We start from the raw sequence: 25,759 nt of genomic DNA on the forward strand, positions 1-25,759 counted from the left end.
GAAATGGTGATGCCGGGTGACAACGTCAAGATGGTCGTCACCCTGATCAACCCGGTGGCAATGGACGAAGGCCTGCGCTTCGCCATCCGCGAAGGCGGCCGTACCGTCGGCGCCGGCGTGGTCTCGAAGATCATCGAGTAATCTGGTAGTATCTGCGCCCCGATGTTGCCTGGGTAGGGCATCGGGGCGTATCAAATGGGAAAGCAGGCACAGGATGTGCCTTGTGTTCCCCGGACCAGGAAGGGTCAATGCCATTCAGGCGGCGTCAACAGGCGACTGTTGACAGCTGCCTTGCGTGCCATTATGCTTCTACGTCTGGGCAGGCCGGGAAACTGGTCTGCCTACGTTTTTGAGGTCCATGGAGTGACCTTGTCGGCCTGCAGGACTGCGGGCCGTCCGTATTCAGGAATTTCATGGGGCAAAGCAACCCAGAGGCTTTGTCTGTCGCTCTTTTAACGAAGGAACCTACCGCCATGGCGGACCAAAAGATCCGGATCCGGCTGAAAGCGTTCGATCATCGTCTGATCGACCGTTCGGCCAGCGAGATCGTTGAAACGGCAAAGCGGACCGGCGCGCAAGTGCGTGGCCCGATCCCGCTGCCGACCAAGATCGAGCGTTACACCGTTCTCGTCTCCCCGCACGTCGACAAGGACGCGCGTGACCAGTACGAGACCCGCACGCACAAGCGCGTGCTCGATATCGTTGACCCGAATGACAAGACCGTGGACGCGCTGATGAAGCTCGAACTGGCTGCCGGCGTCGACGTTCAGATCAAGCTGACCTGAGGACTACGACCATGACGAAGAAGTATTCGTTGGGCTTCGTGGGCCGCAAGGCCGGCATGAGCCGCGTGTTCACCGAAGATGGCCGTTCCATTCCGGTGACCCTGATCGAAGCAACCCCGAACCGCATCGCGCAGATCAAGACCGTCGAAACCGACGGCTACAGCGCCGTGCAGGTGACCGTCGGCGCGCGTCGCGCTGCCCTGGTCAACAAGCCGGAAGCCGGCCACTTCGCCAAGGCGAAGGTGGAAGCGGGTCGTGGCCTGTGGGAATTCCGCGTTGAAGACGCGCAGCTCGGCGATTTCGCCGTTGGCGGCGAAGTCAAGGCGGACATCTTCGAAGTCGGCCAGATCGTCGACGTCCAGGGTGTCACCAAGGGTAAGGGCTTCCAGGGCACCATCAAGCGCCACAACTTCCGTATGGGCGATGCAACCCACGGTAACTCGCTGTCGCATCGCGCGCCGGGTTCGCTGGGTCAGCGCCAGACCCCGGGTCGCGTTTTCCCGGGCAAGAAGATGTCGGGCCACATGGGCGCGGTGCAGCAGAGCACCCAGAACCTGGAAGTGGTCAAGGTCGACGTCGAGCGCGGTCTGATCGCCGTTCGCGGCGCCGTTCCGGGCGCGGCGGGTGGCGATGTGATCGTCCGTCCGGCGAGCAAGGCATAAGGAGAGATGACGATGGAACTCGTTATCACGGGTAGCAACAACAAGGTCTCGGTCTCCGACGCCGTGTTCGGTCGCGATTTCAGCGAAGATCTGGTCCACCAGGTCGTCGTTGCCTACCGCAACGCCGGTCGCGCCGGCACCAAGGCACAGAAGACTCGCTCCGAAGTGGCTGGTACCACCAAGAAGTCGAAGAAGCAGAAGGGCGGCGGCGCGCGTCATGGCGCACTGACGGCTCCGATCTTCGTCGGCGGCGGTGTCACCTTCGCGGCCAAGCCGCGCAGCTTCGAGCAGAAGGTCAATCGTAAGCAGTACCGTGCCGCCATGTGCGCGATCCTGTCCGAGCTGAACCGTCAGGGCCGTCTGACCATCGTGGAGTCCTTCGATGTCGAAGTGACCAACACGAAGGGTCTGATCGCCAAGCTGGCCGGCCTGGAAGTGGGCAAGCGCCCGCTGATCGTCACCGAAGAAGCGTCCGAGCACCTGTACCTGTCCGCCCGCAATCTGCCGTACGTGCAGGTGCGTGACGTCCAGGGTCTGGATCCGGTCTCGCTGGTGGGTGCCGACACGGTCGTCATCACCGCTGACGCGGTCAAGAAGGTCGAGGAGTGGCTGGCATGAACAGCAACGAAAAAATCTTCAGCGTGCTGCGTGCCCCGCGTGTCTCCGAAAAGACCGCGCGCCTGCAGGAACTCTCCAACCAGTATGTCTTCGAAGTTTCGAACGAAGCCACCAAGGCCGATGTAAAGGCCGCGGTTGAGCAGCTGTTCGACGTCAAGGTCGAAGCCGTCAACGTGGTCAACGTCAAGGGCAAGAACAAGTCCTTCCGTAACCGTGCTGGCCGCCGCGGCGATTGGCGCAAGGCGTACGTTCGCCTGGCCGACGGCCAGTCGATCGATGTAACGGCCAAGGCCTGAGGTACATCCCATGCCATTGATGAAATTCAAGCCCACTTCCCCCGGCCGCCGTTCGGCCGTGCGCGTGGTTACGCCCGACCTGCACAAGGGTGCTCCGCACGCCGCACTGGTCGAGTCGCAGAGCCGCTCGGGTGGCCGCAACCACCACGGCCGCATCACCGTGCGTCACGTCGGTGGTGGTGCCAAGCAGCACTACCGCATCATCGACTTCAAGCGCAACAAGCTGGGCATCCCGGCGCGCGTGGAACGCATCGAATACGATCCGAACCGCACCGCCCACATCGCCCTGCTGTGCTACGTCGATGGTGAGCGTCGCTACATCATCGCCCCGAAGGGCCTGAAGGCCGGTGATCAGGTGATCGCTGGTTCGGATGCCCCGATCAAGGCCGGCAACACCCTGCCGCTGCGCAACATCCCGGTCGGCACCACCATCCACTGCATCGAGCTGAAGCCGGGCAAGGGCGCTCAGATCGCTCGCGCCGCTGGTGCGGCCGTGCAGCTGGTGGCTCGCGAAGGCATCTACGCCACCCTGCGCCTGCGCTCGGGTGAAATGCGCAAGGTTCCGGTCGAGTGCTGCGCCACCATCGGCGAAGTCGGCAACGACGAGCACAGCCTGGAAAAGCTGGGCAAGGCCGGTGCCAAGCGTTGGCGCGGCGTCCGCCCGACCGTTCGTGGTGCTGCCATGAACCCGGTTGACCACCCGCACGGTGGTGGTGAGGCCAAGGCCGGCCAGGGTAACCCGCATCCGGTCACCCCGTGGGGTGTTCCGACCAAGGGTTACAAGACGCGCCATAACAAGCGCACTCAGCAGTTCATCGTCCGCGATCGTAGGGGCTAATCGACCATGGCACGTTCACTCAAGAAGGGCCCGTTCGTCGATCACCACCTCGTCAAGAAGGTGGAGGCCGCTGCGGGCAGCAAGAAGCCGATCAAGACCTGGTCGCGCCGTTCGATGATCCTGCCTGACATGGTAGGCATCACCATTGCCGTGCATAACGGCAAGAACCACATCCCGGTTCTCGTCAACGAGAACATGGTCGGCCACAAGCTCGGCGAATTTGCCATCACCCGGACCTTCAAGGGTCACGGTGGTGACAAGAAGTCGGGCAAGTAAGGAGAGATGACAATGGAAGCGAAAGCCATCCTGCGCACTGCGCGCATCTCCCCGCAGAAGGCTCGTCTGGTCGCTGACCAGGTGCGCGGTCTGCCGGCCGAACGTGCGGTCAACCTGCTGAAGTTCTCGGACAAGAAGGCTGCCCACCTGATCAAGAAGGTGGTGGAGTCGGCAATTGCCAACGCCGAGAACAACCAGGGCGCCGACGTCGACGAGCTGAAGGTTCAGACCATCATGGTTGATGAAGGTCCGACCCTGAAGCGTTTCATGGCGCGGGCGAAAGGCCGCGGTACCCGCATCCTCAAGCGCACCAGCCACATCACTGTGGTTGTGGGCGCCGCCAAGTAAGCGGATAAGGAAAAGACCATGGGTCATAAAGTTCATCCGATTGGTATCCGCCTCGGCATTTCCAAGGACTGGAACTCCAAGTGGTACGCCAACAAGGCCGAGTTCGCCGGTTACCTGGCAGCCGACCTGAAAGTGCGCGAAATGCTGCGCAAGAAGCTGGCCCAGGCCGGCATCAGCAAGATCCTGATCGAGCGTCCGGCCAAGACCGCTCGCGTGACGATCCACACCGCCCGTCCGGGCGTGGTGATCGGCAAGCGCGGTGAGGACATCGAGAAGCTGCGCAAGGAAGTGAGCGAGATGATGGGCGTCCCGGCGCACATCAACGTCACCGAAGTGCGCAAGCCGGAACTGGACGCGCAGCTCGTTGCCGAGTCGATCGCCCAGCAGCTGGAGCGTCGCATCATGTTCCGCCGTGCAATGAAGCGCTCGGTCGGCAACGCGATGCGCCTGGGTGCCCTGGGCATCAAGGTCAACGTTGGTGGCCGCCTCAACGGTGCTGAAATCGCCCGTTCGGAGTGGTACCGCGAAGGCCGCGTGCCGCTGCACACCCTGCGTGCCGACATCGACTATGGCTTCGCTGAAGCCAAGACGACCTACGGCATCATCGGCATCAAGGTCTGGATCTACAAGGGCGAGGTCTTCGATTTCTCCCAGGTTGGCCAGGAAAAGCAGGACGACACCCCGTCGCGCAACGATCGTCACGATCGCGGCGACCGTGGTGACCGTCAGCGCCCGGCCCGTGAAGCGAGGTAACGACAATGTTGCAACCCAAGCGAACCAAGTACCGCAAGGTACACAAGGGCCGTAACGATGGCCTGAGCTGGAGCGCCAACGCTGTCAGCTTCGGCGAATACGGCCTGAAGGCAACCGCACACGGTCAGCTGACCGCGCGTCAGATCGAAGCGGCCCGCCGCTCGATCAGCCGCTACGTCAAGCGCGGCGGCAAGATGTGGATCCGCGTGTTCCCCGACAAGCCCATCACCAAGAAGCCCATCGAAGTTCGAATGGGTTCGGGTAAGGGTAACGTGGAATACTGGGTGGCCCAGATCCAGCCCGGCCGCATGATCTATGAAATCGAGGGTGTTTCCGAGGAAGTGGCTCGCGAGGCGTTCCGCCTGGCCGCCGCCAAGCTCTCGGTCACCACCACTTTCGTGACCCGTACGGTGCGCTGATGGATATCAAAACTCTCCGTGAAAAGTCGGCTGACGAACTCAAGGCCCACCTGATCGACCTGCGTAAGGAACAGTTCTCTGTCCGTATGCAGCAGGTCACCGGCCAGCTGCCGAAGACCCACGACATTCGCCGGGTCCGTCGCGAGATTGCTCGCGTCAAGACCCTGCTCGGCAGCACGAAGTAAGGATGGCCGCTATGAGCGACAATACTGAAAAGAAGACGCTGCGCACGGTCGAAGGCCGTGTCGTCAGCAACAAGATGGACAAGACGGTTACCGTCCTGGTTGAGCGTCAGGTCAAGCACGCGCTGTACGGCAAGTACATCAAGCGCTCGACCAAGCTGCACGCCCACGATGCCGACAACGCCTGCAAGGAAGGTGATGTCGTCCGCGTGACCGAGATTGCTCCGATGTCCAAGACCAAGAACTGGCGCGTGGTGGAAGTCATCACGCGTGCGGCTGAATAAGGAGTCTGAATCATGATCCAGATGCAGAGCTACCTTGACGTCGCGGACAATTCGGGTGCCAAGCAGGTGATGTGCTTCAAGGTGCTGGGTGGTTCCAAGCGCCGTTACGCCGGCATCGGCGACATCATCAAGGTCACCGTGAAGGATGCGATTCCGCGCGGCAAGGTCAAGAAGGGTGAAGTGTATGACGCCGTCGTGGTGCGTACCCGCAAGGGTGTGCGTCGCGCCGACGGTTCGCTGATCCGCTTCGACGGCAACGCTGCCGTCCTGCTGAACAACAAGCAGGAGCCGATCGGTACCCGTATCTTCGGGCCGGTGACCCGTGAACTTCGTTCGGAGAAGTTCATGAAGATCGTCTCGCTCGCTCCCGAAGTGCTGTGAGCGACAGGAGATAATCATGGCTAACCGTATCAAGAAGGGCGACCAGGTTGTCGTCAACGCTGGCAAGGACAAGGGCAAGCAGGGCGAAGTCGTCCGCGTCGACGGCGACCGTGTGGTCGTCGCCAACGTGAACATCGTCAAGCGCCACACCAAGCCGAACCCGCAGGCAGGTGTTGCCGGCGGCGTGGTCGAGCGCGAAGCTTCGATCCATATCTCCAACGTGAACGTGCTGAACCCGGCTTCGGGCAAGGGCGAACGCGTTGGCTTCAAGGTGCTGGAGGATGGACGCAAACTGCGTGTGTTCCGCTCCAGCGGTGAGGCGCTCGACGCCTGAGGAATGTGAAGATGACTTCCCGTCTCGAAAAGATCTACAAGGAAGAAGTGGTGCCGGCGCTGATGAAGCAGTTCGGCTACACCAATCCGATGGAAGTACCGAAGCTCGTCAAGGTCACCCTGAACATGGGTGTCGGCGAGGCTGCCACCAACAAGAAGATCCTGGAAAATGCCGTCGCGGACATGACCAAGATTTCCGGCCAGAAGCCGGTTGTCACCAAGTCGCGTATCTCGGTTGCGTCGTTCAAGATCCGTGATGGTTGGCCGATCGGCTGCAAGACCACGCTGCGTCGCCACAAGATGTACGAGTTCCTGGACCGCCTGATCAACATCTCGCTGCCGCGCGTGCGCGACTTCCGTGGTGTTTCCGGTCGTTCCTTCGACGGCCGCGGCAACTTCAACATGGGTGTGAAGGAACAGATCATCTTCCCGGAAATCGACTTCGACGCCGTCGACGCGATCCGCGGTATGGATATCGCCATCACCACCACTGCGAAGACCGACGCGGAAGCGAAGGCGCTGCTGGCAGCGTTCAAGTTCCCGTTCCGTAACTGATCTGTCGAGGAAACCGAAATGGCAAAGACCTCCATGGTCAACCGCGACATCAAGCGGGAAAAGCTGGCCAAGAAGTACGCTGAGAAGCGTGCGGCTCTGAAGAAGATCGTGTCCTCCGTGGACGCGACCTACGAAGAGAAGATCGACGCCGCAACCAAGCTGGCCAAGCTGCCGCGCGATTCGTCGCCGAGCCGTCAGCGCAACCGTTGCGAGCTGTCGGGTCGTCCGCGTGGCGTGTACAGCAAGTTCGGCCTCGGCCGCAACAAGCTGCGCGAAGCCACCATGCGTGGCGACGTCCCGGGCCTGCGCAAGGCCAGCTGGTAATCCCAGCCGGCCCTGCGCTCAGCACCCCCTTGCGGGGGTGCTGAACCGGGGAGGGGGCTGTTCAGCTTCCTTTCTGCGAAAAAACCCGAAGAGCCCGACGCAAGTCGGGCTCTTTTGGCGTATACTCCCGCGTCTTGCCCTGTGCAGACGGGGTTGTAGGAGTGGGCCCCGGCCCGCTGCATCAAGGGACCTGGCCCGTTTCCAGGAGACAACAGATTTTCGCGAAAGCGGATATCGGTGCACTCAAAGGTACTCATATGAGCATGACTGATCCCATCGCCGACCTGCTGGTCCGCATCAAGAATGCGGCCGCAGTTGGCAAGCAGACGGTGAAAGCCCCGTCGTCCAAGATCAAGGTTGCGATCGCCCAGGTCCTGAAGGACGAGGGTTACATCACCGACCTGCGCGTGACCCAGCTGGAAAACAACAAGTCCGAGCTGGAAATCGTGCTGAAGTATTTCGAAGGCAAGCCGGTCATCGCGACCCTGAAGCGCTTCTCGCGTTCGGGCCTGCGCCAGTACCGCGGCAAGAGCGAGCTGCCGAAGGTCATGAACGGCCTGGGTATCTCCATCATTTCCACCTCCAAGGGCATCATGACTGATGCGCAGGCGCGCCAGCTGGGCGTCGGCGGCGAAGTCCTGTGCTTCGTGGCCTAAGGCGAAAGGAGTAGAACTATGTCCCGCGTAGCCAAGAAGCCGATCACCCTGGGTAAGGTTGAACTGAACGTCCAGTCGGACAGCGTCACCGCCAAGGGCCCGAAGGGCACCCTGTCGCTGGCCAAGCCGGCCGGCATTGCCATCAACGTCGACAATGGCGTTGCCACCCTGAGCACCGAGAACGCCGAGCTGGTCGCACTGACCGGCACCGTGCGTGCGATCCTGTCCAACATGGTCAAGGGCGTGTCCGAAGGCTTCGAGCGCAAGCTGGAGCTGGTTGGCGTGGGTTACCGCGCTGCCATGCAGGGCAAGGACCTGAGCCTGTCGCTGGGCTTCTCGCACCCGGTCGTGTTCGTGGCGCCGGAAGGCATCACCATCACCACCCCGACCCAGACCGAGATCCTGGTCCAGGGCGCTGACAAGCAGGTCGTCGGTGAAGTCGCCGCCAAGATCCGTGCGTTCCGCAAGCCGGAGCCGTACAAGGGCAAGGGCGTGAAGTACTCCGACGAAGTCATCATCCGTAAGGAAGCCAAGAAGGCGTAAGTGCGAGTCCCTCGCAAGAGCCCGCACATCCATGTGCGGACTCCTCAGGGAGAAGCCCATCCTTCAGCTTTCAAGGAATAATCAAAATGAACAAGAACATCGCCCGCCTGCGTCGCGCCAAGTCGACCCGCGCCCACATCCGTGAGCTCGGCGTCGCCCGCCTGTCGGTGCTGCGCACCGGCCAGCACCTGTACGCCCAGGTCTTCACCGCTGACGGTTCGAAGGTGCTGGCTGCCGCCAACACCACCCAGACCGACGTCAAGGAAGGCCTGAAGAACGGCAAGAACGCCGATGCCGCTGCCAAGGTTGGCCGCATCGTCGCCGAGCGCGCCAAGGCCGCCGGCGTCGAGAAGGTTGCCTTCGATCGTTCGGGCTACCGCTACCACGGCCGCATCAAGGCCCTGGCAGAAGCGGCCCGCGAAGCCGGCCTGCAGTTCTAAGGGACAAGGGCAGGGGGCCGATGGCCTCCTGCCTGCCTGCTCGCCAGCCTGAGCGAGGCTGGACGGCGCCGCTCTTCTGCAGTGGCCCACCGGAACAACGCGTCACTCCACAACCATAAGCGGCCTCGAGCCGTACATACCCAAACAACCAAGGAATCAACATGGCAGAAGAGCGTCAGCAGCGGGGTCGCGATCGCGACCGTAACCGCGAAGAGAAGATCGACGACGGCATGATCGAAAAGCTGGTCGCGGTCAACCGCGTCAGCAAGACCGTCAAGGGTGGCCGCCAGTTCACCTTCACCGCCCTGACCGTTGTCGGCGACGGCGAAGGCAAGGTCGGTTTCGGTTATGGCAAGGCCCGCGAAGTGCCGGTCGCCATCCAGAAGTCGATGGAACAGGCCCGCAAGAACCTGGTCAGCGTTGACCTGAACAACGGCACCCTGTGGCACACCATCAAGGATGGTCACGGCGCAGCCCGCGTGTTCATGCAGCCGGCTTCGGAAGGTACCGGCGTGATCGCCGGCGGTGCCATGCGCGCCGTGCTGGAAGCCGTTGGCGTGAAGAACGTGCTGGCCAAGGCCACCGGTTCGCGCAACCCGATCAACCTGGTGCGTGCCACCGTGAAGGGCCTGTCTGCTGCGCAGTCGCCGGCTCGCATCGCGGCCAAGCGCGGCAAGAAGGTGGAGGAACTCAACCATGGCTAATGAGTCCAACAAGACTGTGAAGGTCCGCCTGGTGCGTGGCCTGCGTGGTACCCAGTCGCGTCACCGCCTGTCGGTGCGTGCCCTGGGCCTGAACAAGCTCAACGATGTGCGTGAACTGAAGGACAGCCCGCAGGTACGCGGCCTGATCAACAAGGTTCAGTACCTCGTCCAGGTTGAGGAGTAATCGACCATGACTCTGCGTCTCAATGAACTGAGCCCGGCACCGGGCGCCCGCACCGAGCGCACCCGCGTCGGCCGCGGTATCGGCTCGGGCCTGGGCAAGACTGCCGGCCGCGGCCACAAGGGTTCGTTCGCCCGTAAGGGTGGCGGCAAGATCAAGGCTGGCTTCGAAGGCGGCCAGACCCCCATGCAGCGCCGTCTGCCGAAGATCGGCTTCCGTTCGCCGATCGCCAAGGACACCGCTGAAGTGCTGCTGTACGCGCTGGACAAGCTGCCGGCCGGTGAGATCGATTTCGCTGCCCTGCGTGCTGCCAAGCTGGTCCCGAGTACCGCAAAGAAGGCCAAGGTCGTCGTCAAGGGCGAAGTGACCAAGGCGTTCACCCTGAAGGGTATTGCTGCCACGGCGGGTGCCAAGGCTGCAATCGAAGCTGCCGGCGGCAGCGTAACGGAGTAAGAAAATCATGGCGCAAGCTGGCATCGGTAACCTCGCGGGCGGAATGGGCAAGTTCACTGAACTTCGCCAACGTTTGCTGTTCGTCGTCGGGGCTTTGATCGTCTATCGCATCGGCTGCTACGTGCCGGTGCCGGGCGTCAATCCCGATGCCATGCTTGCCATGATGCAACAGCAGGGCGGCGGCATCGTGGACATGTTCAACATGTTCTCGGGCGGCGCCCTGCACCGTTTCAGCATCTTCGCGCTGAACGTGATGCCGTACATCTCGGCATCGATCGTGATGCAGCTGGCCGTGCACATCTTCCCCGCCCTGAAGGCGATGCAGAAGGAAGGTGAGTCCGGCCGCCGCAAGATCACCCAGTATTCGCGCATCGGCGCCGTGCTGCTGGCAGTGGTGCAGGGCGGCTCGATCGCGCTGGCCCTGCAGGGCCAGGTCTCGCCGTCGGGCGCTCCGGTCGTGTATGCGCCGGGCATGGGCTTCGTGCTCACTGCCGTGGTCGCACTGACCGCCGGCACCATGTTCCTGATGTGGGTCGGTGAGCAGGTCACCGAGCGCGGCATCGGCAACGGCGTGTCGCTTATCATCTTCGCCGGTATCGTGGCGGGCCTGCCGGGTGCGGTCATCCACACCTTCGACGCCTACCGCGACGGCAACATCCAGTTCATCCAGCTGCTGCTGATCGCCATCGTCGTGCTCGCCTTCACCTTCTTCGTGGTGTTCGTCGAGCGTGGCCAGCGCCGGATCACGGTCAATTACGCGCGCCGCCAGGGTGGTCGCAACGCGTACATGAACCAGACCTCGTTCCTGCCGCTGAAGCTCAACATGGCCGGCGTCATCCCGGCGATCTTCGCCTCGAGCCTGCTGGCCTTCCCGGCCACCCTGGCCATGTGGTCCGGCCAGGCCGCCAACCAGAGCAGCTTCGGCCAGGTCCTGCAGAAGGTCGCCAACGCCCTGGGCCCGGGCGAGCCGCTGCACATGATCGTGTTCGCTGCGCTGATCACCGGTTTCGCGTTCTTCTATACCGCGCTGGTGTTCAACTCGCAGGAAACCGCCGACAACCTGAAGAAGTCCGGTGCGCTGATCCCGGGCATCCGTCCGGGCAAGGCGACCGCCGACTACATCGACGGCGTGCTGACCCGCCTGACCGCGGCCGGCTCGGCGTACCTGGTGATCGTCTGCCTGCTGCCGGAACTGATGCGCACGCAGCTGAACGCCTCGTTCTACTTCGGTGGTACTTCGCTGCTGATCGTGGTGGTGGTGGTGATGGACTTCATCGCCCAGGTGCAGGCGCACCTGATGTCCCACCAGTACGAGAGCCTGCTGAAGAAGGCCAACCTGAAGGGTGGCAACCGCGGCGGTTTTGCCCGCGGCTGATAGGCCTGTTATACTTTCGTCTTCCTGACGTGATGGTCCCTCCGCTTCGCGGACTCCGGCCACACAAACGAAGGGCGGCCCCCGCAGCGGTTCCGGGTGGGGGTGTGATGAGGTGGTCCCGCGCTGGAGTAGCGCGGGCGGCCCCGGGGGAAACCCCAGGTCCAACCCCATCCGGCGCCGGAGCCTGGGCACACTCCCCAGGCCGGGTTCATGAAACCAATGGTTTCACGGGCTTCCATGTAAACCGGAACCTTGTTAGTATCGCTAGTTCACTTTTTTGATCCATCCTGCCGGATTGGCGTGCCCGAGGCGCGCTGTCGGCCATCACTCAGCTGGAGAACCGCGTCATGGCGCGTATTGCAGGCGTCAACCTGCCAGCCCAGAAGCATGTCTGGGTCGGGTTGCAAAGCATTTACGGCATCGGCCGTACCCGTTCGAAGAAGGTCTGCGAAGTCGCAGGCGTTGCTTCGACCACCAAGATCCGCGATCTGTCGGAGCCGGAAATCGAGCGCCTGCGCGCCGAAGTCGGCAAGTACATCGTGGAAGGCGATCTGCGCCGTGAAATCGGTATCGCGATCAAGCGCCTGATGGACCTGGGCTGCTACCGCGGCCTGCGTCACCGTCGTGGCCTCCCGCTGCGTGGCCAGCGCACCCGTACCAACGCCCGCACCCGCAAGGGTCCGCGCAAGGCGATCAAGAAGTAAGGGACTGAGAAATGGCTAAGCCCGCTGCTAAGACCAAGAAGAAGATCAAGCGCGTCGTCACCGACGGCGTTGCCCACGTCCACGCTTCGTTCAACAACACCATCGTCACCATCACCGACCGCCAGGGCAATGCTCTGTCGTGGGCGACCTCCGGTGGCGCCGGCTTCCGCGGTTCGCGCAAGTCGACCCCGTTCGCTGCCCAGGTGGCTGCTGAAAAGGCCGGTCGTGCTGCGCTGGACTACGGCGTGAAGTCGCTGGAAGTCCGCATCAAGGGCCCGGGTCCGGGCCGTGAGTCGGCCGTGCGTTCGTTGAACAACGTCGGCTACAAGATCACCAACATCATCGACGTGACGCCTATCCCGCACAACGGGTGCCGTCCGCCGAAGAAGCGTCGCGTCTAAAGGGAGCGATAAGAAATGGCTCGTTATATCGGTCCTACCTGTAAGCTCGCCCGCCGCGAAGGCGCCGACCTGTCCCTGAAGAGCCCGGCGCGTGCGCTGGACTCGAAGTGCAAGCTGGAGCAGAAGCCCGGCCAGCACGGCGCCACTGCCCGCAAGGGCAAGCTGTCCGACTACGCCACCCAGCTGCGTGAAAAGCAGAAGGTCAAGCGTATCTACGGCCTGCTGGAGCGTCAGTTCCGCAACTACTACAAGAAGGCCTCGACCAAGAAGGGCAACACCGGCGAGAACCTGCTGCAGCTGCTGGAAACCCGCCTGGACAACGTCGTCTACCGCATGGGCTTCGCTGTGACCCGTCCGGCTGCCCGTCAGCTGGTGTCGCACCGCGGCGTCACCGTGAATGGCAAGTCGGTCAACCTGGCTTCGTACCAGGTCAAGGCTGGCGACGCCATCGCCCTGTCTGAAAAGGCTGCCAAGCAGCTGCGCGTCCAGGAAGCCCTGACCGTCGCCGCCCAGCATGACCTGAGCCCGTCGTGGGTTGAAGTGGATTCCGGCAAGTTCACCGGCATCTTCAAGGCTGTTCCGGATCGTTCGGATCTGCCTGCGGACATCAACGAAGCGCTGATCGTCGAGCTGTATTCGAAGTAATTCACATTGGAGAGCCCCCGGCGACGGCCGGGGGTTCACTAGGAGAACCCGCAACATGACGGTTACCGCCAACCAGGTTCTGCGTCCTCGCGGTCCGCAGATCGAACGCCTTACCGACACCCGTGCAAAGGTCGTTATCGAACCTTTGGAGCGGGGTTACGGGCATACGCTGGGTAATGCCCTGCGTCGCGTGCTGCTGTCGTCCATCCCGGGCTTCGCCATCACGGAAGTCGAAATCGACGGCGTGTTGCATGAGTACACCACGGTCGAAGGTCTGCAGGAGGACGTGCTCGAAGTCCTGCTGAACCTGAAGGACGTGGCCATCCGTATGCACTCCGGCGACAGCGCCACCCTGTCCCTGTCCAAGCAGGGCCCGGGCGTTGTCACCGCTGCCGACATCAAGGTCGACCACAATGTGGAGATCCTGAACGGCGACCATGTGATCTGCCACCTGACCAAGGATACGGCGATCAACATGCGTCTGAAGATCGAACGTGGTTTCGGCTACCAGCCGGCTGCCGCGCGTCGTCGTCCGGACGAAGAAACCCGTGCCATCGGCCGCCTGGTCCTGGATGCCTCGTTCTCGCCGGTCCGCCGTGTCGCCTACGCCGTGGAAGCGGCGCGTGTCGAACAGCGTACCGACCTGGACAAGCTGGTCATCGATATCGAGACCAACGGCACCATCGATGCCGAGGAAGCCGTGCGCACCGCCGCCGACATCCTCAGCGACCAGCTGTCGGTGTTCGGTGACTTCACCCACCGCGACCGCGGTGCGGCCAAGCCGGCCAACAACGGCGTAGATCCGGTGCTGCTGCGCCCGATCGACGATCTGGAGCTGACCGTGCGTTCGGCCAACTGCCTGAAGGCTGAAAGCATCTACTACATCGGCGATCTGATCCAGAAGACCGAAGTGGAGCTGCTGAAGACCCCGAACCTGGGCAAGAAGTCGCTCACCGAGATCAAGGAAGTGCTGGCTCAGCGCGGCCTGTCCCTCGGCATGAAGCTGGAGAACTGGCCGCCGGCCGGCGTCGCCAGCCACGGCATGCTGGGCTGATATCGGTAATGCCTGGAGGCTCCACCGCTTGCGGTGGAGCCTTCAACGCAACACACCATGCCACGACGAACCGCAGGTTCGCGGGCAGGTCGTCCAGGACGGGCGGCCAGGACCAACCGCAGTCCGCGCAGTAACGCCAGGATGGCGACAACGATCCACACAGCCGCATCATTAACCAAGGAATATCACCATGCGTCACCAGAAGTCTGGCCGTAAGTTCAGCCGCACCAGCGCCCACCGCGAAGCGATGTTCAAGAACATGGCCGCCTCGCTGTTCAAGCACGAGCTGATCAAGACCACCCTGCCGAAGGCCAAGGAACTGCGCCGCGTTGCCGAGCCGCTGATCACCCTGGCCAAGGTCGACTCCGTCGCCAACCGCCGTCTGGCCTTCGCCCGCCTGCGCGACAACGAAGCCGTGGGCAACCTGTTCACCATCCTGGGCCCGCGCTACGCGAACCGTCCGGGCGGCTACCTGCGCCTGCTGAAGTGCGGTTTCCGCGCCGGCGACAACGCACCGATGGCTTACGTCGAGCTGGTTGACCGTCCGGTCGTGGCCGAGGAAGTGGCCGAGTAATCGGACCGCTCCAACGCGACACAGCGAAAGCCCGGCTCCTGCCGGGCTTTTGCGTTTCCAGGGGTCGGATCCCTTTCCGCAGGAAAGGGCTCTGTCCCCGAGCGGGCAGCACCGCAGGTCAGAGCCCTTTGCATTCGCAAAGGGATCCGACCCGCACCGTTCCGACAGGCGTCACCTGTGGCGGTTCGAATGGGGCGCGCTCTCGGTTACGCTTGGCGCCTTGATCCATTCGAGCGTTGACGATGAATCCACTGCGCTGGCCCTTCCGCGCCCAGTTCTTCCTGGGCTTCCTGATCTGCGCGGGCCTGCTCGGCTACGCGATCTTCCTGCAGCTGAAGATGGGCCTGGAGCCGTGCCCGCTGTGCATCTTCCAGCGCCTGGCTTTTGCCGCGCTGGGCCTGTTGTTCCTGATCGGCGCGCTGCACGGGCCGTCCAACCGTCCCGGCCGCGCCACCTACGGCGTGCTCGCCTTCATCGCGGCGGCCGTCGGCGTGGGCATCGCTGCGCGCCACGTCTACGTGCAGATGCTGCCGCCGGAGATGGGCGCGACCTGTGGCCCGCCGCTGAGCTTCCTGCGCGAGACCATGGGGCCGCTGGAAGTGTTCCGCACGGTGCTGACCGGTACCGGCAACTGCGGCAACATCGACTGGACGTTCCTGGGCCTGACCATGCCGATGTGGTCGGGCGTGTGGTTCGTGCTGCTGGCGCTGTGGGCACTGGTGGTGTCGCTGCGCAAGGTCAAGCGCTGAAGCAGAATGGGGTCGGATCCCTTTGCATCGCAAAGGGCTCTGACTCCATTCCCGGTGCGGGGTCAGAGCCCTTTCCTGCGGAAAGGGATCCGACCCCTGTCTCGTCAGAAGTCCTGCTGCAGGCTCAGGTAGGCGCCGCGGCGCGGTCCCCATTGCGGGGCGAACACGCCGACACCGCCGCCATCGCGCAGCTGGTAGCTGCGATCCAATGCGTTGATCACGGCCAGCTGCACGTGCAGCGGATGGCCGCTGTCGGCATTGAAATCATGCCCGGCGCTGAGGTTCACCTGCAGGTAGGACGGCAGCTCGCCGCCGTTGGGCACGCCCTCGATATCCGAACGCAGGCCGCTGCCGAACACGTAGTTGGCACCGACCCGGTTGTGCCCGGCGAAGGCGTAGCTGAAGCCCCCCGACGACGTCAGCTTCTGGTCGTGGTCCAGGTGGATCCAGTGGTCGGCCACATAGGCCAGCGCGTCCGGATCGAGGTTGTACTGGCTGGTGATGACCTGGGTGCCGATGGCCTTGTTGTACGCCGCGTTGAAGTAAGCGCTGAACGGACCGTTGCTGTAGTCGGCACTGAACTCCAGCCCACGGATATGGCCGCGGCGGTAGTTGAACGTCGAGTAGATGTAGGCGGCGCCGAACTGGCCTTCGTCCTGCAGGCGCGCGACGCGGCGGTCGTACGCGTCCAGGCCCAGGGTCAGGTGTTCACCCAGCTGCTGCGAGACGCCGATGTCGTAATAGTCGCTGCGTTCGGCCAGCGGAATGTTGTTGCCGCCGCTCGGCTGCTGGTTGGTGGTGCCGTCGTACAGGGCGATATCGCTGCCGGCGATCAGCTCACTGGCCGGTGGCGTGAAGTAACGCGAATAGCCGGCATGCACGGTGGTGCTGTCGCTGGCATTCCAGACCGCGCCCACGCGGGGGCTGAGCTGGCCCTCGGTACGGCCGAAGGCCTTGTAGCGATCACCACGCAGGCCGTAGTTCACTGTCCAGTCGTCGCCGATCTTCCACTCATCCTGCACGTACACCGCCAGCGTGCTGGCGTGGAAGGCGCTGCGGTCTGGAATCAGCAGTGGCGTGGTGCTGGATTGCTGGCCGGCGCCATCGACCGGGAACACCCAGCTGTTGTTGCTGGCGCGCGCATTCTCGTAGTTGCCGTACAGGCCGTAGCGCAGCGTGTGGTCGTTGCCCAGCGGGGTGGAGAAGTCGGCCTGCAGCGTGTTGGCGCGGTTGCTGCGCTGGACCTGGGAGGCGACGCCACTGAATACCAGATCGCCGATGACATCCGGGTTGAACGCCACGTCGCTGTAGCGCTGCCCGGCGGACAACTGGTAGGCGGTGCCGCCCAGCGTGCCCTGCAGCACCAGCATGCCGAAGCGGGTGGTCTCGCGCTGGGTTTCATCCAGCTGGCTGGAGTCGAAGGTGGTCGTGTCCAGGTAACCGAACTGCGGGGTCTGCCCGGGATTGACCGGGATCTGGAAGCGATTGTTGGCAAAGCCGGCGAACACGCTCAGGCGGGTGTTCTCGTTGACCAGGTAGGTCAGGTCGGCGAAGGCTTTGCCCTGGTGCGTGTCGTCGTGCAGCGGCTTGCGCGAGCGGGTCGGGTTCTCCAGGCCGACCTCGTTCTGGTCGTAGTTGCCGGTCAGGAACCAGCTCCAGCGTCCTTGATTGCCCCACCAGGAGGCATTCGGATTGATCTTGCCGAACGAGCCTGCGGTCAGACCGGCGCTGCCGCCATTGCCGAGCTCGGCGCCGCTGCGGGTGGTGATGTCGACCACCGCAGCGGTGCGCTCGCCGAACTGCGCCGGCAGCGCCCCGTCCATCAGGCGGATGCTCTTGATGGTGCGGGCATCCAGGGTCTGGCCGAAGCCGGAGATCGATTCGGGCAGCAGTACGCCGTTGATGCGGTACTGCAGGTTCGCGTGGTCGCCGCGCACGTGCACGCCACCGTACGAATCCTGGACCACGCCCGGAGCCTGCAGCAGCACCTGGCTGAGCGGCGCGGAGGCACCCAGCGGCTGCTTCTGGATGTCCTCGGCGGTGATCTGGTACTGGCTGCTGCCGATGTCCGGCGACAGCGCATTGCGGGCCTGGTCGAGCTGGGCGCTGACAGTGACCGTGTCGAGGTCCTTTACGGGAGCGGCGGCATCGGCGGCCATAGCGAGGGTGGGCAGACTGGCCAGGGTCAGGGCGAAGGTAATGCCGGTAGCGAGCAGGGAGGGCTTCATGGCAGATAGGCTGTGGAAGGGGCCGACGGGGACGAAGTGTTACTTCGTAACAGTGCGTGGCGAATCATGCGCCTGTCCGGGCGGCCGTGGCCATGCGGTTTCTGGCCGATCGCGATGCCCTTTCCCCGGCGTTCAGTCATGTGCAGGGCGTGCCCAGCCCTTTGCGCCAGCGGCTGGCTCTGCGACCATGACCGCCCCCCTCCCCGGAAGTCTGCAATGAGCCTGTCCGCCGTTCCGCCCGTCCTCGATCCTGCCGCGACCGCCGCTGGCGCTGCCTGGTCGCCGGAGAGCTGGCGCGGCAAGACCGCGCTGCAGATGCCGACCTACCCTGACCCGGTGGCGCTGGACGCCGCCCTGCACGAACTGAAGCGGCTACCGCCGCTGGTCACCTCGTGGGAGATCCTGGCGCTGAAGCAGCAGTTGGCCGAGGCCCAGGAAGGCAAGCGTTTCCTGCTGCAGGGCGGAGACTGCGCCGAGAACTTCAGCGACTGCGAATCGGGCACGATTTCCAACCGGTTGAAAGTGCTGCTGCAGATGAGCCTGGTGCTGGTGCATGGCCTTCGCCAGCCGGTGATCCGCGTCGGGCGCTTTGCCGGCCAGTACGCCAAGCCGCGTTCGGCCGATACCGAGACCCGCGACGGCGTGACCCTGCCCAGCTACCGCGGCGATGTGATCAATGCGCCGGCGTTCACCGAGGCGGCGCGCCTGCCGGATCCGAAGCGGATGCTGCAGGCGCATGCGCATTCGGCGATGACCATGAACTTCGTGCGTGCGCTCATCGATGGCGGCTTCGCCGACCTGCATCATCCGGAGTACTGGAACCTGGAGTGGGTGCGGCATTCGCCGCTGGCCGCCGAGTACCAGAAGATGGTGGCGTCGATCGGTGATGCGGTGCACTTCATGGAAACCCTGGCCGGGGCCCGCGTGCACAACCTCAACCGCATCGACTTCTACACCTCGCATGAAGCGCTGCTGCTGCCCTACGAGCAGGCGCTGACCCGGCAGGTGCCGCGCCAGCAGGGCTGGTTGAACCTGAGCACGCATTACCCGTGGATCGGCATGCGCACCGCCGCGCTTGACGGCGCGCACGTGGAATACCTGCGTGGCGTGCGCAATCCGATTGCGATCAAGGTCGGCCCGTCGGTGACGCCGGACCAGCTGCTGCGCCTGATCGATGTGCTCAACCCGCATGACGAGCCGGGTCGACTGAGCTTCATCCACCGCATGGGTGCAGCGCAGATTGCCGATAAGCTGCCGCCGCTGCTGGACGCGGTCAAGCGCGATGGCCGTCGCGTGCTGTGGGTGTGCGATGCGATGCATGGCAACACCGAAAGCACCGCCAATGGCTTCAAGACGCGCCGCTTCGACAACGTGCGTGGCGAAGTGGAGATGTCGTTCGATCTGCATGCGGCCGCAGGCACGCGACTGGGCGGTGTGCACCTGGAACTGACCGGCGAAGACGTGACCGAATGCACCGGTGGCGCGCGCGAACTGACCGAGCGCGACCTGGAACGCGCGTATCGTTCGACGGTGGACCCGCGTTTGAACTACGAGCAGTCGCTGGAGATCGCGATGGCGATCGTGCGCAAGCAGGAGCAGGTGCGGTAAGGGCGTTGCGGCAGGGCTTGCAGCCCTGCACCTGCTGACGCAACGGCAACGGCAACGGCAACGGCCTAAGCAACGGCAACAGCATGCATTCCGTGGGATGGCGGGGCGATGTGGGCAGGCAGGACACGCCGTGAACCCCCCTCCGGGGTCCGGCCCAGCCGCCAGCGGCTGGGCCGGACCCCGGAGCGGGATTCACGGCGTCTCCCGCAACCGGACCGACCCCGCCATCCCCCGGAATGCACGCTGTTGCTGTTGCTGTTGAGGTTGCCGGCCAGCGGCCGGCACTACCGCAGGTACAGGGCTGCAAGCCCTGCCGACCAACACGCTGCTTACGAACGACTGACGTGGCGCTCATGCGCCATGCGCGAGTCTGTCCACTTGGCTGTTCGAGTGGAGGTGGCAACGGTGCACTGGCAAAGCGCACAGGCATACGCATGGCCGTTGGGATTGGCCGTAGTGGTGGGCGGCATCGGCGCGTGGCTGATCCTGTGGATCTACCATCGGCTGAAGGGGCGCGATCGTCGGCGCGCGCGTATCGGGCGTGTGCTCGGGCTGCCGATGGCCACCGCATGGCCGCTGCTGCTGTTGATCCCTGCATTGCAGGCCACGCCGCTGCAGGATCCCGTTCTGGGCAACCTGCAACGGGTGCTGCATATCGCGCTGACCGCGTGCTTCATCTGGCTGCTGGTGCGGGCGGTGGCGGCGGGCGAACGTGCCATCCTGCGCAGCCATCCCATCGATGTCTCCGACAACCTGGAAGCGCGCCGCATCCAGACCCAGACGCGGGTGCTCAGCCGTGTGCTGATGGGCGGCATCATCGTGCTGGGCGCATCGCTGGTGCTGCTGACCTTCCCGATGGTGCAGAAGATCGGCACCGCGCTGCTGGCCTCGGCGGGCCTGATCGGCCTGGTGGCCGGTATCGCCGCAAAGCCCGTGTTCGGCAATCTGATCGCCGGCCTGCAGATCGCAGTGACGCAGCCGATCCGGCTGGATGATGTGGTGATCGTCGAAGGCGAGTGGGGGCGCATCGAGGAGATCGGCAGCAGCTATGTGGTGGTGCGCATCTGGGATGAGCGGCGAATGGTGGTGCCGCTGACCTGGTTCATCGAGAACCCCTTCCAGAACTGGACGCGGCGCAGCGCCGACCTGCTCGGCACCGCGTTCCTGTGGCTGGACTATCGTGCCCCGGTGGCAGCGATCCGTGCCGAGCTGGAACGCATCTGCCGCGGTGAAGCGCTGTGGGATGGCCGGGTCTGCGTGACCCAGGTGACCGAGACCAGCGAGCGCGCGATCCAGGTGCGCCTGCTGGTCAGTGCGCGCAGCTCCGGTGATGCCTTCGATCTGCGCTGCCTGGTGCGCGAACGCATGCTCGATTTCCTCGCGCGCGAGCATCCACAGTCGCTGCCGCAGGTGCGTGCGCGGCTGCAGCATGCAGACGAACTGGACATGCCGCGCGGTCCACGTGCGCGCACTGCGGATGTGCGTTCGCCGGGGGCTGAAGACGGTGAGGCGGCGATCGTGCCGGTGGAGCTGGAGCCCGAGCGGTAGCGCCGGCCGCTGGCCGGCGAGCTCGGTTCTGCCGGCCAGCGGCCGGCACTACCGCAAGCAGGATTTCGCGGCGTTACCGGAGCTCACGGCTCGCCGGCGTCGATCAGGGTGTCGGTGTCGAAGTGCGGCGGGCGTCGCGCGCGGGTGCGCTGTTCGTAGGCGTAGGCCATTTCGATCAGCTTCGGTTCGCTCCAGGCGGTGCCCATGAACAGCAGGCCGACCGGCAGGCCATTGATCTGGCCCATCGGCACGCTGAGGCTGGGATAGCCGGCGACGGCGGCGGCGCTGTAGCTCTCGCCGGGGAAGTCGTCGCCTTCGCTGCGGATCGGCCACGCCACACCGGTGGTCGGCGCCACCAGGGCATCGAGCTGGTGAGCGGCGAGGGCGGCGTCGATGCCTTCCGCGCCGGCCAGCCGGCGCGCATCGCTGCGTGCACGGATATAGGCGGGGTCGGCCAGGCCGGCGGTAGCGTCGGCCGCCACCAGCAGTTCCTGGCCGAACAGGCCCAGCTCCTGCTTGCTGTGCGCCTGGTTGAAGGCGATCAGGTCGGCCAGGCTGCGTAGTGGCGCGCGATGGGTGCTGAAGTAGCGCTCCAGCCCGGCCTTGAATTCGTACAGCAGCACCGTGCGTTCCGCCTCGGCCCAGGCGCCCTGGTTGGGCAGCTCCACCGGCACCACGAAGGCACCCGCCCGACGCAGCTCGGTGGCCGCCTGTTCGATCAGCGGCGGCATGCCGCGGTATTTCAGCAGCGGTGTCTGCAGCAGGCCGATGCGCTTGCCACGCAGGCCCTGCGGGTCCAGGCGCGCGGTGTAGTCGTACACCGCGCGGCCAGGCATGGTCGCCGTGGCCGGGTCGGCATCGTCGCGGCCGGCGATAGCGGTCAGCACGGCTGCAGCGTCGGCGACGCTGCGGGTCATCGGCCCTGCGGTGTCCTGGCTGAAGGAAATCGGGATGATGCCCTCGCGGCTGACCAGGCCGACGGTCGGCTTGAGGCCGACGATGCCATTGACCGCCGCAGGGCAGACGATGCTGCCGTCGGTTTCGGTGCCGATCGCCACGCTGGCCAGGTTGGCGGCGACCGCCACCGCGCTGCCGCTGCTGGAGCCGCAGGGCGAGTGGCTGAGGCGATAGGGATTGCGGGTCTGGCCGCCGCGCGCGCTCCAGCCGGACACCGAATCGTTGCCGCGGAAATTGGCCCACTCGCTGAGATTGGTCTTGCCCAGCACCACCGCGCCGGCGTCGCGCAGCCGGCGCACCAGGTAGGCGTCGTCCGGGCGGAACCCCTGCAGGGCCAGCGAGCCGGCGCTGGTGGCCATCGGGGCGGCGTTGATGTTGTCCTTCAGCAGTACCGGAATGCCGTGCAGCGGGCCGCGCAGGCGTCCATCACGGCGCTCGCGGTCGCGCGCAGCGGCTTCCTTCAGTGCATCCGGGTTGAGCTCGATCACCGCGCGCAGGCGCGGCCCGGTGCGGTCCAGGGTGGCGATGCGCTGCAGGTAGGCCTGGGTCAGGGTGGTGCTGTCCAGCTCACCGGCGCTCATCCGCGCCTGCAGGTCGGTGACATCGGTTTCGGCGTACGGGAACGGCACGTTGCGGCTCGCGGGTTCGGCCGCATGCGCGCTGGACGCGGCCGGGCTGCAGCCAGCCGAAAGCAGCGCAGGCAGCGCAGCAAGCAGGCAGGTCAGCAGAGGCGGCAAGGACGGGCGCATGGGGCGGCTTGGTCGGCTCCAATCCCCAGTGTAGCCGGTGCTCAGCGGTGGCGCTTGCGCAGGTCGCGGGCGAGGACGTAGACCACGATCAGGTTGATCGCCAGGATCGTCCACGATGGCCAGCCGGGATGGCGGATGATCGCGAAGATGTCGAAAGGCAGGTACAGGGAGGCGGTCAGGCAGCCCAGCCAGGAGGCCCAGGCCTTGGCCCGCCACAGGCCCCAGGCTTCGACCAGGTGCAGCAGGCCGTAGCCGATCATCCCCGCCGCGGCCAGGTGCACCGCGTCGGGGCTGATCATGTGCAGCAGCGAGGGCAGGGTGCCATGGTCCGGATCCAGGCTGAAACGCCGGATCAGGACCATGATGCCGTGCCGCAGCGGCTGCGGTCCGAGCACTTCCAGCCCGGTGGCGGCCAACAGCGCCAGCATCGCCTTGCTCGCTTCGAGCAGGGCGATGACGTGGAGGCCCGGATGCCGGTGCGGATCCGGGTTGTAGCCGCTCTGGTCCACGGGGTGCTGGCTCAGCCGCCGCGCGAAGCCTTCTTGCGGTCGCTTTCGGTCAGGAACTTCTTGCGCAGACGGATCTCCTTGGGGGTGATCTCGACCAGCTCGTCGTCTTCGATGAAGTCCAGGGCCTGTTCCAGCGAGTACTTGATCGCCGGGGTCAGCTGGATCGCGTCGTCCTTGCCCGAAGCGCGCATGTTGGTCAGCGGCTTGGTCTTGATCGCGTTGACGGTCAGATCGTTGTCCTTGGAGTGGATGCCGACCAGCTGGCCTTCATACACGTTGTCGCCTTCGGCAGCGAAGAGCTTGCCGCGCTCCTGCAGCGGACCCAGCGAGTAGGCGGGAGTGACGCCCGGCGCATTGGCGATCATCACGCCGTTGATGCGCTTGGCGATCGCACCCTGTTCCTTCGGACCGTAATGGTCGAACACGTGGAACAGCAGGCCCGAACCCTGGGTCAGGGTCTTGAACTCGTTCTGGAAACCGATCAGGCCACGGGCCGGGATCTGGTATTCCAGGCGCACACGGCCCTTGCCGTCCGGTTCCATGTTCTTCAGCTGGCCCTTGCGGGTACCCAGCTTTTCCATCACGCCGCCCTGGTGGATTTCTTCGATGTCCACCACCAGCTGCTCGATCGGCTCCATCATCTGGCCGTCGATTTCCTTGATGATCACTTCCGGGCGCGACACGGCCAGCTCGTAGCCTTCACGGCGCATGTTCTCGATCAGCACCGACAGGTGCAGTTCGCCGCGGCCGGAGACCAGGAACTTGTCGGCGTCTTCCAGCTGTTCGACCTTCAGTGCCACGTTGTGGACCTGCTCGCGGTCCAGGCGGTCCTTGATCTGGCGGCTGGTCAGGAACTTGCCACCGGACAGGTCCTTGTTGCCGGCGAACGGCGAGTTGTTGACCTGGAAGGTCATCGAGATGGTCGGCTCGTCGACGGTCAGCGCCGGCAGGGCTTCGGGGGTATCCGGGTGGCACAGGGTGTCGGAGATGGTCAGCTCCGGAATGCCGGAGATGGCCACGATGTCACCGGCCTCGGCCGTCTCCTGCTCGATGCGCTCCAGGCCCAGGAAGCCCAGCACCTGGGCGACCTTGCCGTTGCGCTTCTTGCCTTCACGGTCGATGACGGCGACCTGCATGTTCTTCTTCAGGGTGCCGCGCTGGATGCGGCCGATGCCGATCACGCCCACGAAGTTGTTGTAGTCCAGCTGGCTGATGCGCATCTGGAACGGGCCTTCCGGGTCCACTTCCGGACGCGGGGCGTGCTGCATGATTGCTTCGTACAGCGGGGTCATGTCGCCGTCGCGCACGGTGTCTTCCAGGCCGGCATAGCCGTTCAGGGCCGAGGCGTAGACGATCGGGAAGTCCAGCTGCTCATTGGTGGCGCCGAGCTTGTCGAACAGGTCGAAGACCTGGTCGATCACCCATTCCGGACGCGCGCCCGGACGGTCGATCTTGTTGACCACGACGATCGGCTTGAAGCCCATCGCGAAGGCCTTCTGGGTGACGAAGCGGGTCTGCGGCATCGGGCCGTCCATCGCATCGACCAGGATCAGCACGGTGTCGACCATCGACAGCACGCGCTCGACCTCACCACCGAAGTCGGCGTGGCCGGGGGTGTCGACGATGTTGATCCGGTTCTTGATGCCGGTCTTCTTGTCTTCCCAGGTGATGGCGGTGTTCTTGGCCAGGATGGTAATGCCGCGTTCCTTTTCCTGGTCGTTGCTGTCCATCACGCGCTCGGCGAGGACGGTACGCTCGGACAGGGTGCCGGACTGCTTCAGCAGCTGGTCGACCAGGGTGGTCTTGCCATGGTCGACGTGGGCGACGATGGCGATGTTGCGAAGATTTTCGATGGACATACGAAAGGGGGCCAGTCGGCGCCGGATTTGGAAAAAGAAGTCCAACATTATACGTCGAACTTGACGATTCGCGAAAAGGTGGATTTCACGCCTGTCACGGGGCCCATTCAGCTGGGCATCCGCCGCCCCGGCCGGGGCCGCCAGGACCCGGCTGCGCGGCTCCCCGTCCGGGGGCTGAAGCGGGACGCTTCACCAATGGTCGAAGCCGCCGCCGACACGAGGCGGGTGTAAACTAGGTGGCTAGACGCATTCCCCTTTGCATCAAGGATCTTCATGTCCCTCATCGCCACTTTCGACACCACCCAGGGCCCGATCAAGGTCGAGCTGTTCGCCGACAAGGCACCGCTGACCGTGGCCAACTTCGTGAACCTGGTCAAGCACGGCTTCTATGACGGCCTGATCTTCCACCGCGTTATCGCCGACTTCATGATCCAGGGCGGCTGCCCGCAGGGTCGTGGCACCGGCGGCCCGGGCTACAAGTTCGAAGACGAGAAGAATGGCGTGAAGCACGAGGTCGGCTCGCTGTCGATGGCCAACGCCGGCCCGAACACCAACGGCAGCCAGTTCTTCATCACCCACATCAAGACCGATTGGCTGGACGGCCGCCACACCGTCTTCGGCAAGGTCCTGGAAGGCCAGGCGATCGTCGATTCGGTCAAGCAGGGCGACGTGATCCATTCGATTACCCTGGAAGGCGACGTCGACGCCGTGCTGGCCGCCCAGGCCGACCGCGTCGCGGAGTGGAACAAGCACCTCGCCGCCTGATCC

36 protein-coding genes are annotated in these 25,759 nt (G+C 64.4%); 32 read left to right on the top strand and 4 right to left on the bottom strand.

The genetic code is table 11. The annotated features are described in order from the left end of the window. The 29 genes from AC5P98_RS00005 to AC5P98_RS00145 form a co-directional block, all read left to right on the top strand. The coding region (locus AC5P98_RS00005; RefSeq protein ID WP_487247787.1) for an EF-Tu C-terminal domain-related protein at positions 1 to 141 on the top strand (141 nt) is incomplete at its 5' end. Positions 142 to 473: 332 nt separating this feature from the next. Further along, a complete protein-coding gene (gene rpsJ, locus AC5P98_RS00010; RefSeq protein WP_005408208.1) occupies positions 474 to 785 on the top strand; it encodes a 30S ribosomal protein S10 in 312 nt (103 codons plus the stop codon). An 11-nt stretch (positions 786 to 796) separates the two neighbouring features. Continuing rightward, positions 797 to 1,447 (top strand): 50S ribosomal protein L3, encoded by a 651-nt coding sequence (gene rplC / locus AC5P98_RS00015; RefSeq protein ID WP_004145336.1) that lies wholly within the window; start codon positions 797 to 799, stop codon positions 1,445 to 1,447. 12 nt (positions 1,448 to 1,459) lie between these two features. Further along, positions 1,460 to 2,065, top strand: a complete 606-nt coding sequence (gene rplD, locus AC5P98_RS00020) for a 50S ribosomal protein L4 (protein ID WP_004145337.1) — start codon at positions 1,460 to 1,462, stop codon at positions 2,063 to 2,065. Then, positions 2,062 to 2,361, top strand: a complete 300-nt coding sequence (gene rplW / locus AC5P98_RS00025; protein WP_004145338.1) for a 50S ribosomal protein L23 — start codon at positions 2,062 to 2,064, stop codon at positions 2,359 to 2,361. The genes rplD and rplW overlap by 4 nt, the downstream gene beginning before the upstream one ends. A gap of 10 nt (positions 2,362 to 2,371) precedes the next feature. Then, on the top strand, positions 2,372 to 3,199 hold the full coding sequence (rplB, locus tag AC5P98_RS00030) for a 50S ribosomal protein L2 (protein WP_004145339.1): 828 nt from the start codon (positions 2,372 to 2,374) through the stop codon (positions 3,197 to 3,199). A 6-nt stretch (positions 3,200 to 3,205) separates the two neighbouring features. Next, on the top strand, positions 3,206 to 3,475 hold the full coding sequence (gene rpsS / locus AC5P98_RS00035; protein ID WP_005415413.1) for a 30S ribosomal protein S19: 270 nt from the start codon (positions 3,206 to 3,208) through the stop codon (positions 3,473 to 3,475). 12 nt (positions 3,476 to 3,487) lie between these two features. Beyond that, on the top strand, positions 3,488 to 3,823 hold the full coding sequence (gene rplV, locus AC5P98_RS00040; protein ID WP_004145348.1) for a 50S ribosomal protein L22: 336 nt from the start codon (positions 3,488 to 3,490) through the stop codon (positions 3,821 to 3,823). 18 nt (positions 3,824 to 3,841) lie between these two features. Continuing rightward, entirely contained in the window at positions 3,842 to 4,576 is a 735-nt protein-coding gene (gene rpsC, locus AC5P98_RS00045; RefSeq protein ID WP_004145350.1) for a 30S ribosomal protein S3, read from the top strand. A gap of 5 nt (positions 4,577 to 4,581) precedes the next feature. Then, positions 4,582 to 4,995: a 50S ribosomal protein L16 gene (gene rplP / locus AC5P98_RS00050; RefSeq protein ID WP_004154486.1), complete on the top strand. Its 414-nt coding sequence runs from the start codon at positions 4,582 to 4,584 to the stop codon at positions 4,993 to 4,995. Continuing rightward, complete coding sequence (rpmC, locus tag AC5P98_RS00055; RefSeq protein WP_004154487.1) at positions 4,995 to 5,180, top strand: 50S ribosomal protein L29; 186 nt, start codon at positions 4,995 to 4,997, stop codon at positions 5,178 to 5,180. Before rplP ends, rpmC begins: the two co-directional genes overlap by 1 nt. Positions 5,181 to 5,191: 11 nt before the next feature. Then, positions 5,192 to 5,461, top strand: a complete 270-nt coding sequence (gene rpsQ / locus AC5P98_RS00060; RefSeq protein ID WP_004154489.1) for a 30S ribosomal protein S17 — start codon at positions 5,192 to 5,194, stop codon at positions 5,459 to 5,461. A gap of 12 nt (positions 5,462 to 5,473) precedes the next feature. Further along, entirely contained in the window at positions 5,474 to 5,842 is a 369-nt protein-coding gene (gene rplN / locus AC5P98_RS00065; protein WP_010483978.1) for a 50S ribosomal protein L14, read from the top strand. A 16-nt stretch (positions 5,843 to 5,858) separates the two neighbouring features. Next, complete coding sequence (rplX, locus tag AC5P98_RS00070; RefSeq protein ID WP_004154490.1) at positions 5,859 to 6,176, top strand: 50S ribosomal protein L24; 318 nt, start codon at positions 5,859 to 5,861, stop codon at positions 6,174 to 6,176. 11 nt (positions 6,177 to 6,187) lie between these two features. Further along, positions 6,188 to 6,730 (top strand): 50S ribosomal protein L5, encoded by a 543-nt coding sequence (gene rplE / locus AC5P98_RS00075; RefSeq protein WP_005415416.1) that lies wholly within the window; start codon positions 6,188 to 6,190, stop codon positions 6,728 to 6,730. A gap of 18 nt (positions 6,731 to 6,748) precedes the next feature. Beyond that, the gene (gene rpsN, locus AC5P98_RS00080; RefSeq protein ID WP_005408209.1) at positions 6,749 to 7,054 is read left to right on the top strand and encodes a 30S ribosomal protein S14; all 306 of its coding nucleotides are present in this window, start codon (positions 6,749 to 6,751) and stop codon (positions 7,052 to 7,054) included. 257 nt (positions 7,055 to 7,311) lie between these two features. Continuing rightward, positions 7,312 to 7,710, top strand: a complete 399-nt coding sequence (gene rpsH, locus AC5P98_RS00085; protein ID WP_005408210.1) for a 30S ribosomal protein S8 — start codon at positions 7,312 to 7,314, stop codon at positions 7,708 to 7,710. 18 nt (positions 7,711 to 7,728) lie between these two features. Continuing rightward, positions 7,729 to 8,253 carry a 50S ribosomal protein L6 gene (gene rplF, locus AC5P98_RS00090; RefSeq protein WP_014646052.1) on the top strand — a complete coding sequence of 175 codons (525 nt, stop codon included), beginning with the start codon at positions 7,729 to 7,731 and terminating at the stop codon, positions 8,251 to 8,253. Positions 8,254 to 8,333: 80 nt separating this feature from the next. Next, positions 8,334 to 8,693, top strand: coding sequence for a 50S ribosomal protein L18 (rplR, locus tag AC5P98_RS00095; protein WP_169411773.1), 360 nt, complete (start codon positions 8,334 to 8,336; stop codon positions 8,691 to 8,693). Between the two features lie 161 nt (positions 8,694 to 8,854). After that, a complete protein-coding gene (rpsE, locus tag AC5P98_RS00100) occupies positions 8,855 to 9,397 on the top strand; it encodes a 30S ribosomal protein S5 (RefSeq protein WP_005408213.1) in 543 nt (180 codons plus the stop codon). Next, positions 9,390 to 9,581 carry a 50S ribosomal protein L30 gene (gene rpmD, locus AC5P98_RS00105; RefSeq protein ID WP_005408214.1) on the top strand — a complete coding sequence of 64 codons (192 nt, stop codon included), beginning with the start codon at positions 9,390 to 9,392 and terminating at the stop codon, positions 9,579 to 9,581. Before rpsE ends, rpmD begins: the two co-directional genes overlap by 8 nt. 6 nt (positions 9,582 to 9,587) lie before the next feature. After that, complete coding sequence (gene rplO / locus AC5P98_RS00110; RefSeq protein ID WP_004154498.1) at positions 9,588 to 10,031, top strand: 50S ribosomal protein L15; 444 nt, start codon at positions 9,588 to 9,590, stop codon at positions 10,029 to 10,031. 7 nt (positions 10,032 to 10,038) lie between these two features. Continuing rightward, positions 10,039 to 11,406 (top strand): preprotein translocase subunit SecY, encoded by a 1,368-nt coding sequence (secY, locus tag AC5P98_RS00115; RefSeq protein ID WP_005415420.1) that lies wholly within the window; start codon positions 10,039 to 10,041, stop codon positions 11,404 to 11,406. Between the two features lie 347 nt (positions 11,407 to 11,753). Next, positions 11,754 to 12,110: a 30S ribosomal protein S13 gene (rpsM, locus tag AC5P98_RS00120; RefSeq protein ID WP_004154500.1), complete on the top strand. Its 357-nt coding sequence runs from the start codon at positions 11,754 to 11,756 to the stop codon at positions 12,108 to 12,110. An 11-nt stretch (positions 12,111 to 12,121) separates the two neighbouring features. Then, positions 12,122 to 12,511, top strand: a complete 390-nt coding sequence (gene rpsK / locus AC5P98_RS00125; protein WP_004145443.1) for a 30S ribosomal protein S11 — start codon at positions 12,122 to 12,124, stop codon at positions 12,509 to 12,511. 15 nt (positions 12,512 to 12,526) lie between these two features. Next, positions 12,527 to 13,156, top strand: a complete 630-nt coding sequence (rpsD, locus tag AC5P98_RS00130; RefSeq protein ID WP_004145446.1) for a 30S ribosomal protein S4 — start codon at positions 12,527 to 12,529, stop codon at positions 13,154 to 13,156. 55 nt (positions 13,157 to 13,211) lie between these two features. Continuing rightward, positions 13,212 to 14,210, top strand: a complete 999-nt coding sequence (locus tag AC5P98_RS00135; RefSeq protein ID WP_005408216.1) for a DNA-directed RNA polymerase subunit alpha — start codon at positions 13,212 to 13,214, stop codon at positions 14,208 to 14,210. 190 nt (positions 14,211 to 14,400) lie between these two features. After that, complete coding sequence (gene rplQ, locus AC5P98_RS00140; RefSeq protein ID WP_005408217.1) at positions 14,401 to 14,784, top strand: 50S ribosomal protein L17; 384 nt, start codon at positions 14,401 to 14,403, stop codon at positions 14,782 to 14,784. A 242-nt stretch (positions 14,785 to 15,026) separates the two neighbouring features. After that, the gene (locus tag AC5P98_RS00145; protein ID WP_005415421.1) at positions 15,027 to 15,533 is read left to right on the top strand and encodes a disulfide bond formation protein B; all 507 of its coding nucleotides are present in this window, start codon (positions 15,027 to 15,029) and stop codon (positions 15,531 to 15,533) included. Positions 15,534 to 15,637: 104 nt separating this feature from the next. Here AC5P98_RS00145 and AC5P98_RS00150 read toward each other — a convergent pair whose 3' ends face one another. Further along, complete coding sequence (locus tag AC5P98_RS00150; protein ID WP_495229817.1) at positions 15,638 to 17,761, bottom strand: TonB-dependent receptor; 2,124 nt, start codon at positions 17,759 to 17,761, stop codon at positions 15,638 to 15,640. 216 nt (positions 17,762 to 17,977) lie between these two features. On the opposite strand from AC5P98_RS00150, the gene AC5P98_RS00155 reads away from it, so the two are divergent. Together AC5P98_RS00155 and AC5P98_RS00160 are read left to right on the top strand one after the other, a co-directional pair. Next, positions 17,978 to 19,369 (top strand): class II 3-deoxy-7-phosphoheptulonate synthase, encoded by a 1,392-nt coding sequence (locus AC5P98_RS00155; RefSeq protein WP_014646058.1) that lies wholly within the window; start codon positions 17,978 to 17,980, stop codon positions 19,367 to 19,369. A gap of 360 nt (positions 19,370 to 19,729) precedes the next feature. Continuing rightward, positions 19,730 to 20,917 (top strand): mechanosensitive ion channel family protein, encoded by a 1,188-nt coding sequence (locus tag AC5P98_RS00160; protein WP_219634425.1) that lies wholly within the window; start codon positions 19,730 to 19,732, stop codon positions 20,915 to 20,917. A gap of 83 nt (positions 20,918 to 21,000) precedes the next feature. Here AC5P98_RS00160 and AC5P98_RS00165 read toward each other — a convergent pair whose 3' ends face one another. The 3 genes from AC5P98_RS00165 to typA are packed head-to-tail and all read right to left on the bottom strand — an operon-like array spanning position 21,001 to position 24,991. After that, a complete protein-coding gene (locus AC5P98_RS00165) occupies positions 21,001 to 22,623 on the bottom strand; it encodes an amidase (protein WP_032955869.1) in 1,623 nt (540 codons plus the stop codon). Between the two features lie 41 nt (positions 22,624 to 22,664). Then, positions 22,665 to 23,132, bottom strand: a complete 468-nt coding sequence (locus AC5P98_RS00170) for a DUF2127 domain-containing protein (protein WP_032955872.1) — start codon at positions 23,130 to 23,132, stop codon at positions 22,665 to 22,667. A gap of 11 nt (positions 23,133 to 23,143) precedes the next feature. Then, positions 23,144 to 24,991 (bottom strand): translational GTPase TypA, encoded by a 1,848-nt coding sequence (typA, locus tag AC5P98_RS00175; protein ID WP_046429077.1) that lies wholly within the window; start codon positions 24,989 to 24,991, stop codon positions 23,144 to 23,146. A 273-nt stretch (positions 24,992 to 25,264) separates the two neighbouring features. On the opposite strand from typA, the gene AC5P98_RS00180 reads away from it, so the two are divergent. Beyond that, complete coding sequence (locus AC5P98_RS00180; protein ID WP_005408225.1) at positions 25,265 to 25,756, top strand: peptidylprolyl isomerase; 492 nt, start codon at positions 25,265 to 25,267, stop codon at positions 25,754 to 25,756. Positions 25,757 to 25,759 lie beyond the last annotated feature (3 nt).

The sequence above is a fragment of the Stenotrophomonas sp. YJH_SMC_135 genome (genome assembly GCF_059372355.1).

Coding starts and splice junctions, on each gene's coding strand:
- rpsJ (WP_005408208.1), top strand. CDS start 474: ATGGCGGACCAAAAGATCCGGATCCGGCTGAAAGCGTTCGATCATCGT.
- rplC (WP_004145336.1), top strand. CDS start 797: ATGACGAAGAAGTATTCGTTGGGCTTCGTGGGCCGCAAGGCCGGCATG.
- rplD (WP_004145337.1), top strand. CDS start 1,460: ATGGAACTCGTTATCACGGGTAGCAACAACAAGGTCTCGGTCTCCGAC.
- rplW (WP_004145338.1), top strand. CDS start 2,062: ATGAACAGCAACGAAAAAATCTTCAGCGTGCTGCGTGCCCCGCGTGTC.
- rplB (WP_004145339.1), top strand. CDS start 2,372: ATGCCATTGATGAAATTCAAGCCCACTTCCCCCGGCCGCCGTTCGGCC.
- rpsS (WP_005415413.1), top strand. CDS start 3,206: ATGGCACGTTCACTCAAGAAGGGCCCGTTCGTCGATCACCACCTCGTC.
- rplV (WP_004145348.1), top strand. CDS start 3,488: ATGGAAGCGAAAGCCATCCTGCGCACTGCGCGCATCTCCCCGCAGAAG.
- rpsC (WP_004145350.1), top strand. CDS start 3,842: ATGGGTCATAAAGTTCATCCGATTGGTATCCGCCTCGGCATTTCCAAG.
- rplP (WP_004154486.1), top strand. CDS start 4,582: ATGTTGCAACCCAAGCGAACCAAGTACCGCAAGGTACACAAGGGCCGT.
- rpmC (WP_004154487.1), top strand. CDS start 4,995: ATGGATATCAAAACTCTCCGTGAAAAGTCGGCTGACGAACTCAAGGCC.
- rpsQ (WP_004154489.1), top strand. CDS start 5,192: ATGAGCGACAATACTGAAAAGAAGACGCTGCGCACGGTCGAAGGCCGT.
- rplN (WP_010483978.1), top strand. CDS start 5,474: ATGATCCAGATGCAGAGCTACCTTGACGTCGCGGACAATTCGGGTGCC.
- rplX (WP_004154490.1), top strand. CDS start 5,859: ATGGCTAACCGTATCAAGAAGGGCGACCAGGTTGTCGTCAACGCTGGC.
- rplE (WP_005415416.1), top strand. CDS start 6,188: ATGACTTCCCGTCTCGAAAAGATCTACAAGGAAGAAGTGGTGCCGGCG.
- rpsN (WP_005408209.1), top strand. CDS start 6,749: ATGGCAAAGACCTCCATGGTCAACCGCGACATCAAGCGGGAAAAGCTG.
- rpsH (WP_005408210.1), top strand. CDS start 7,312: ATGAGCATGACTGATCCCATCGCCGACCTGCTGGTCCGCATCAAGAAT.
- rplF (WP_014646052.1), top strand. CDS start 7,729: ATGTCCCGCGTAGCCAAGAAGCCGATCACCCTGGGTAAGGTTGAACTG.
- rpsE (WP_005408213.1), top strand. CDS start 8,855: ATGGCAGAAGAGCGTCAGCAGCGGGGTCGCGATCGCGACCGTAACCGC.
- rpmD (WP_005408214.1), top strand. CDS start 9,390: ATGGCTAATGAGTCCAACAAGACTGTGAAGGTCCGCCTGGTGCGTGGC.
- rplO (WP_004154498.1), top strand. CDS start 9,588: ATGACTCTGCGTCTCAATGAACTGAGCCCGGCACCGGGCGCCCGCACC.
- secY (WP_005415420.1), top strand. CDS start 10,039: ATGGCGCAAGCTGGCATCGGTAACCTCGCGGGCGGAATGGGCAAGTTC.
- rpsM (WP_004154500.1), top strand. CDS start 11,754: ATGGCGCGTATTGCAGGCGTCAACCTGCCAGCCCAGAAGCATGTCTGG.
- rpsK (WP_004145443.1), top strand. CDS start 12,122: ATGGCTAAGCCCGCTGCTAAGACCAAGAAGAAGATCAAGCGCGTCGTC.
- rpsD (WP_004145446.1), top strand. CDS start 12,527: ATGGCTCGTTATATCGGTCCTACCTGTAAGCTCGCCCGCCGCGAAGGC.
- AC5P98_RS00135 (WP_005408216.1), top strand. CDS start 13,212: ATGACGGTTACCGCCAACCAGGTTCTGCGTCCTCGCGGTCCGCAGATC.
- rplQ (WP_005408217.1), top strand. CDS start 14,401: ATGCGTCACCAGAAGTCTGGCCGTAAGTTCAGCCGCACCAGCGCCCAC.
- AC5P98_RS00145 (WP_005415421.1), top strand. CDS start 15,027: ATGAATCCACTGCGCTGGCCCTTCCGCGCCCAGTTCTTCCTGGGCTTC.
- AC5P98_RS00150 (WP_495229817.1), bottom strand. CDS start 17,761: ATGAAGCCCTCCCTGCTCGCTACCGGCATTACCTTCGCCCTGACCCTG.
- AC5P98_RS00155 (WP_014646058.1), top strand. CDS start 17,978: ATGAGCCTGTCCGCCGTTCCGCCCGTCCTCGATCCTGCCGCGACCGCC.
- AC5P98_RS00160 (WP_219634425.1), top strand. CDS start 19,730: ATGCGCGAGTCTGTCCACTTGGCTGTTCGAGTGGAGGTGGCAACGGTG.
- AC5P98_RS00165 (WP_032955869.1), bottom strand. CDS start 22,623: ATGCGCCCGTCCTTGCCGCCTCTGCTGACCTGCCTGCTTGCTGCGCTG.
- typA (WP_046429077.1), bottom strand. CDS start 24,991: ATGTCCATCGAAAATCTTCGCAACATCGCCATCGTCGCCCACGTCGAC.
- AC5P98_RS00180 (WP_005408225.1), top strand. CDS start 25,265: ATGTCCCTCATCGCCACTTTCGACACCACCCAGGGCCCGATCAAGGTC.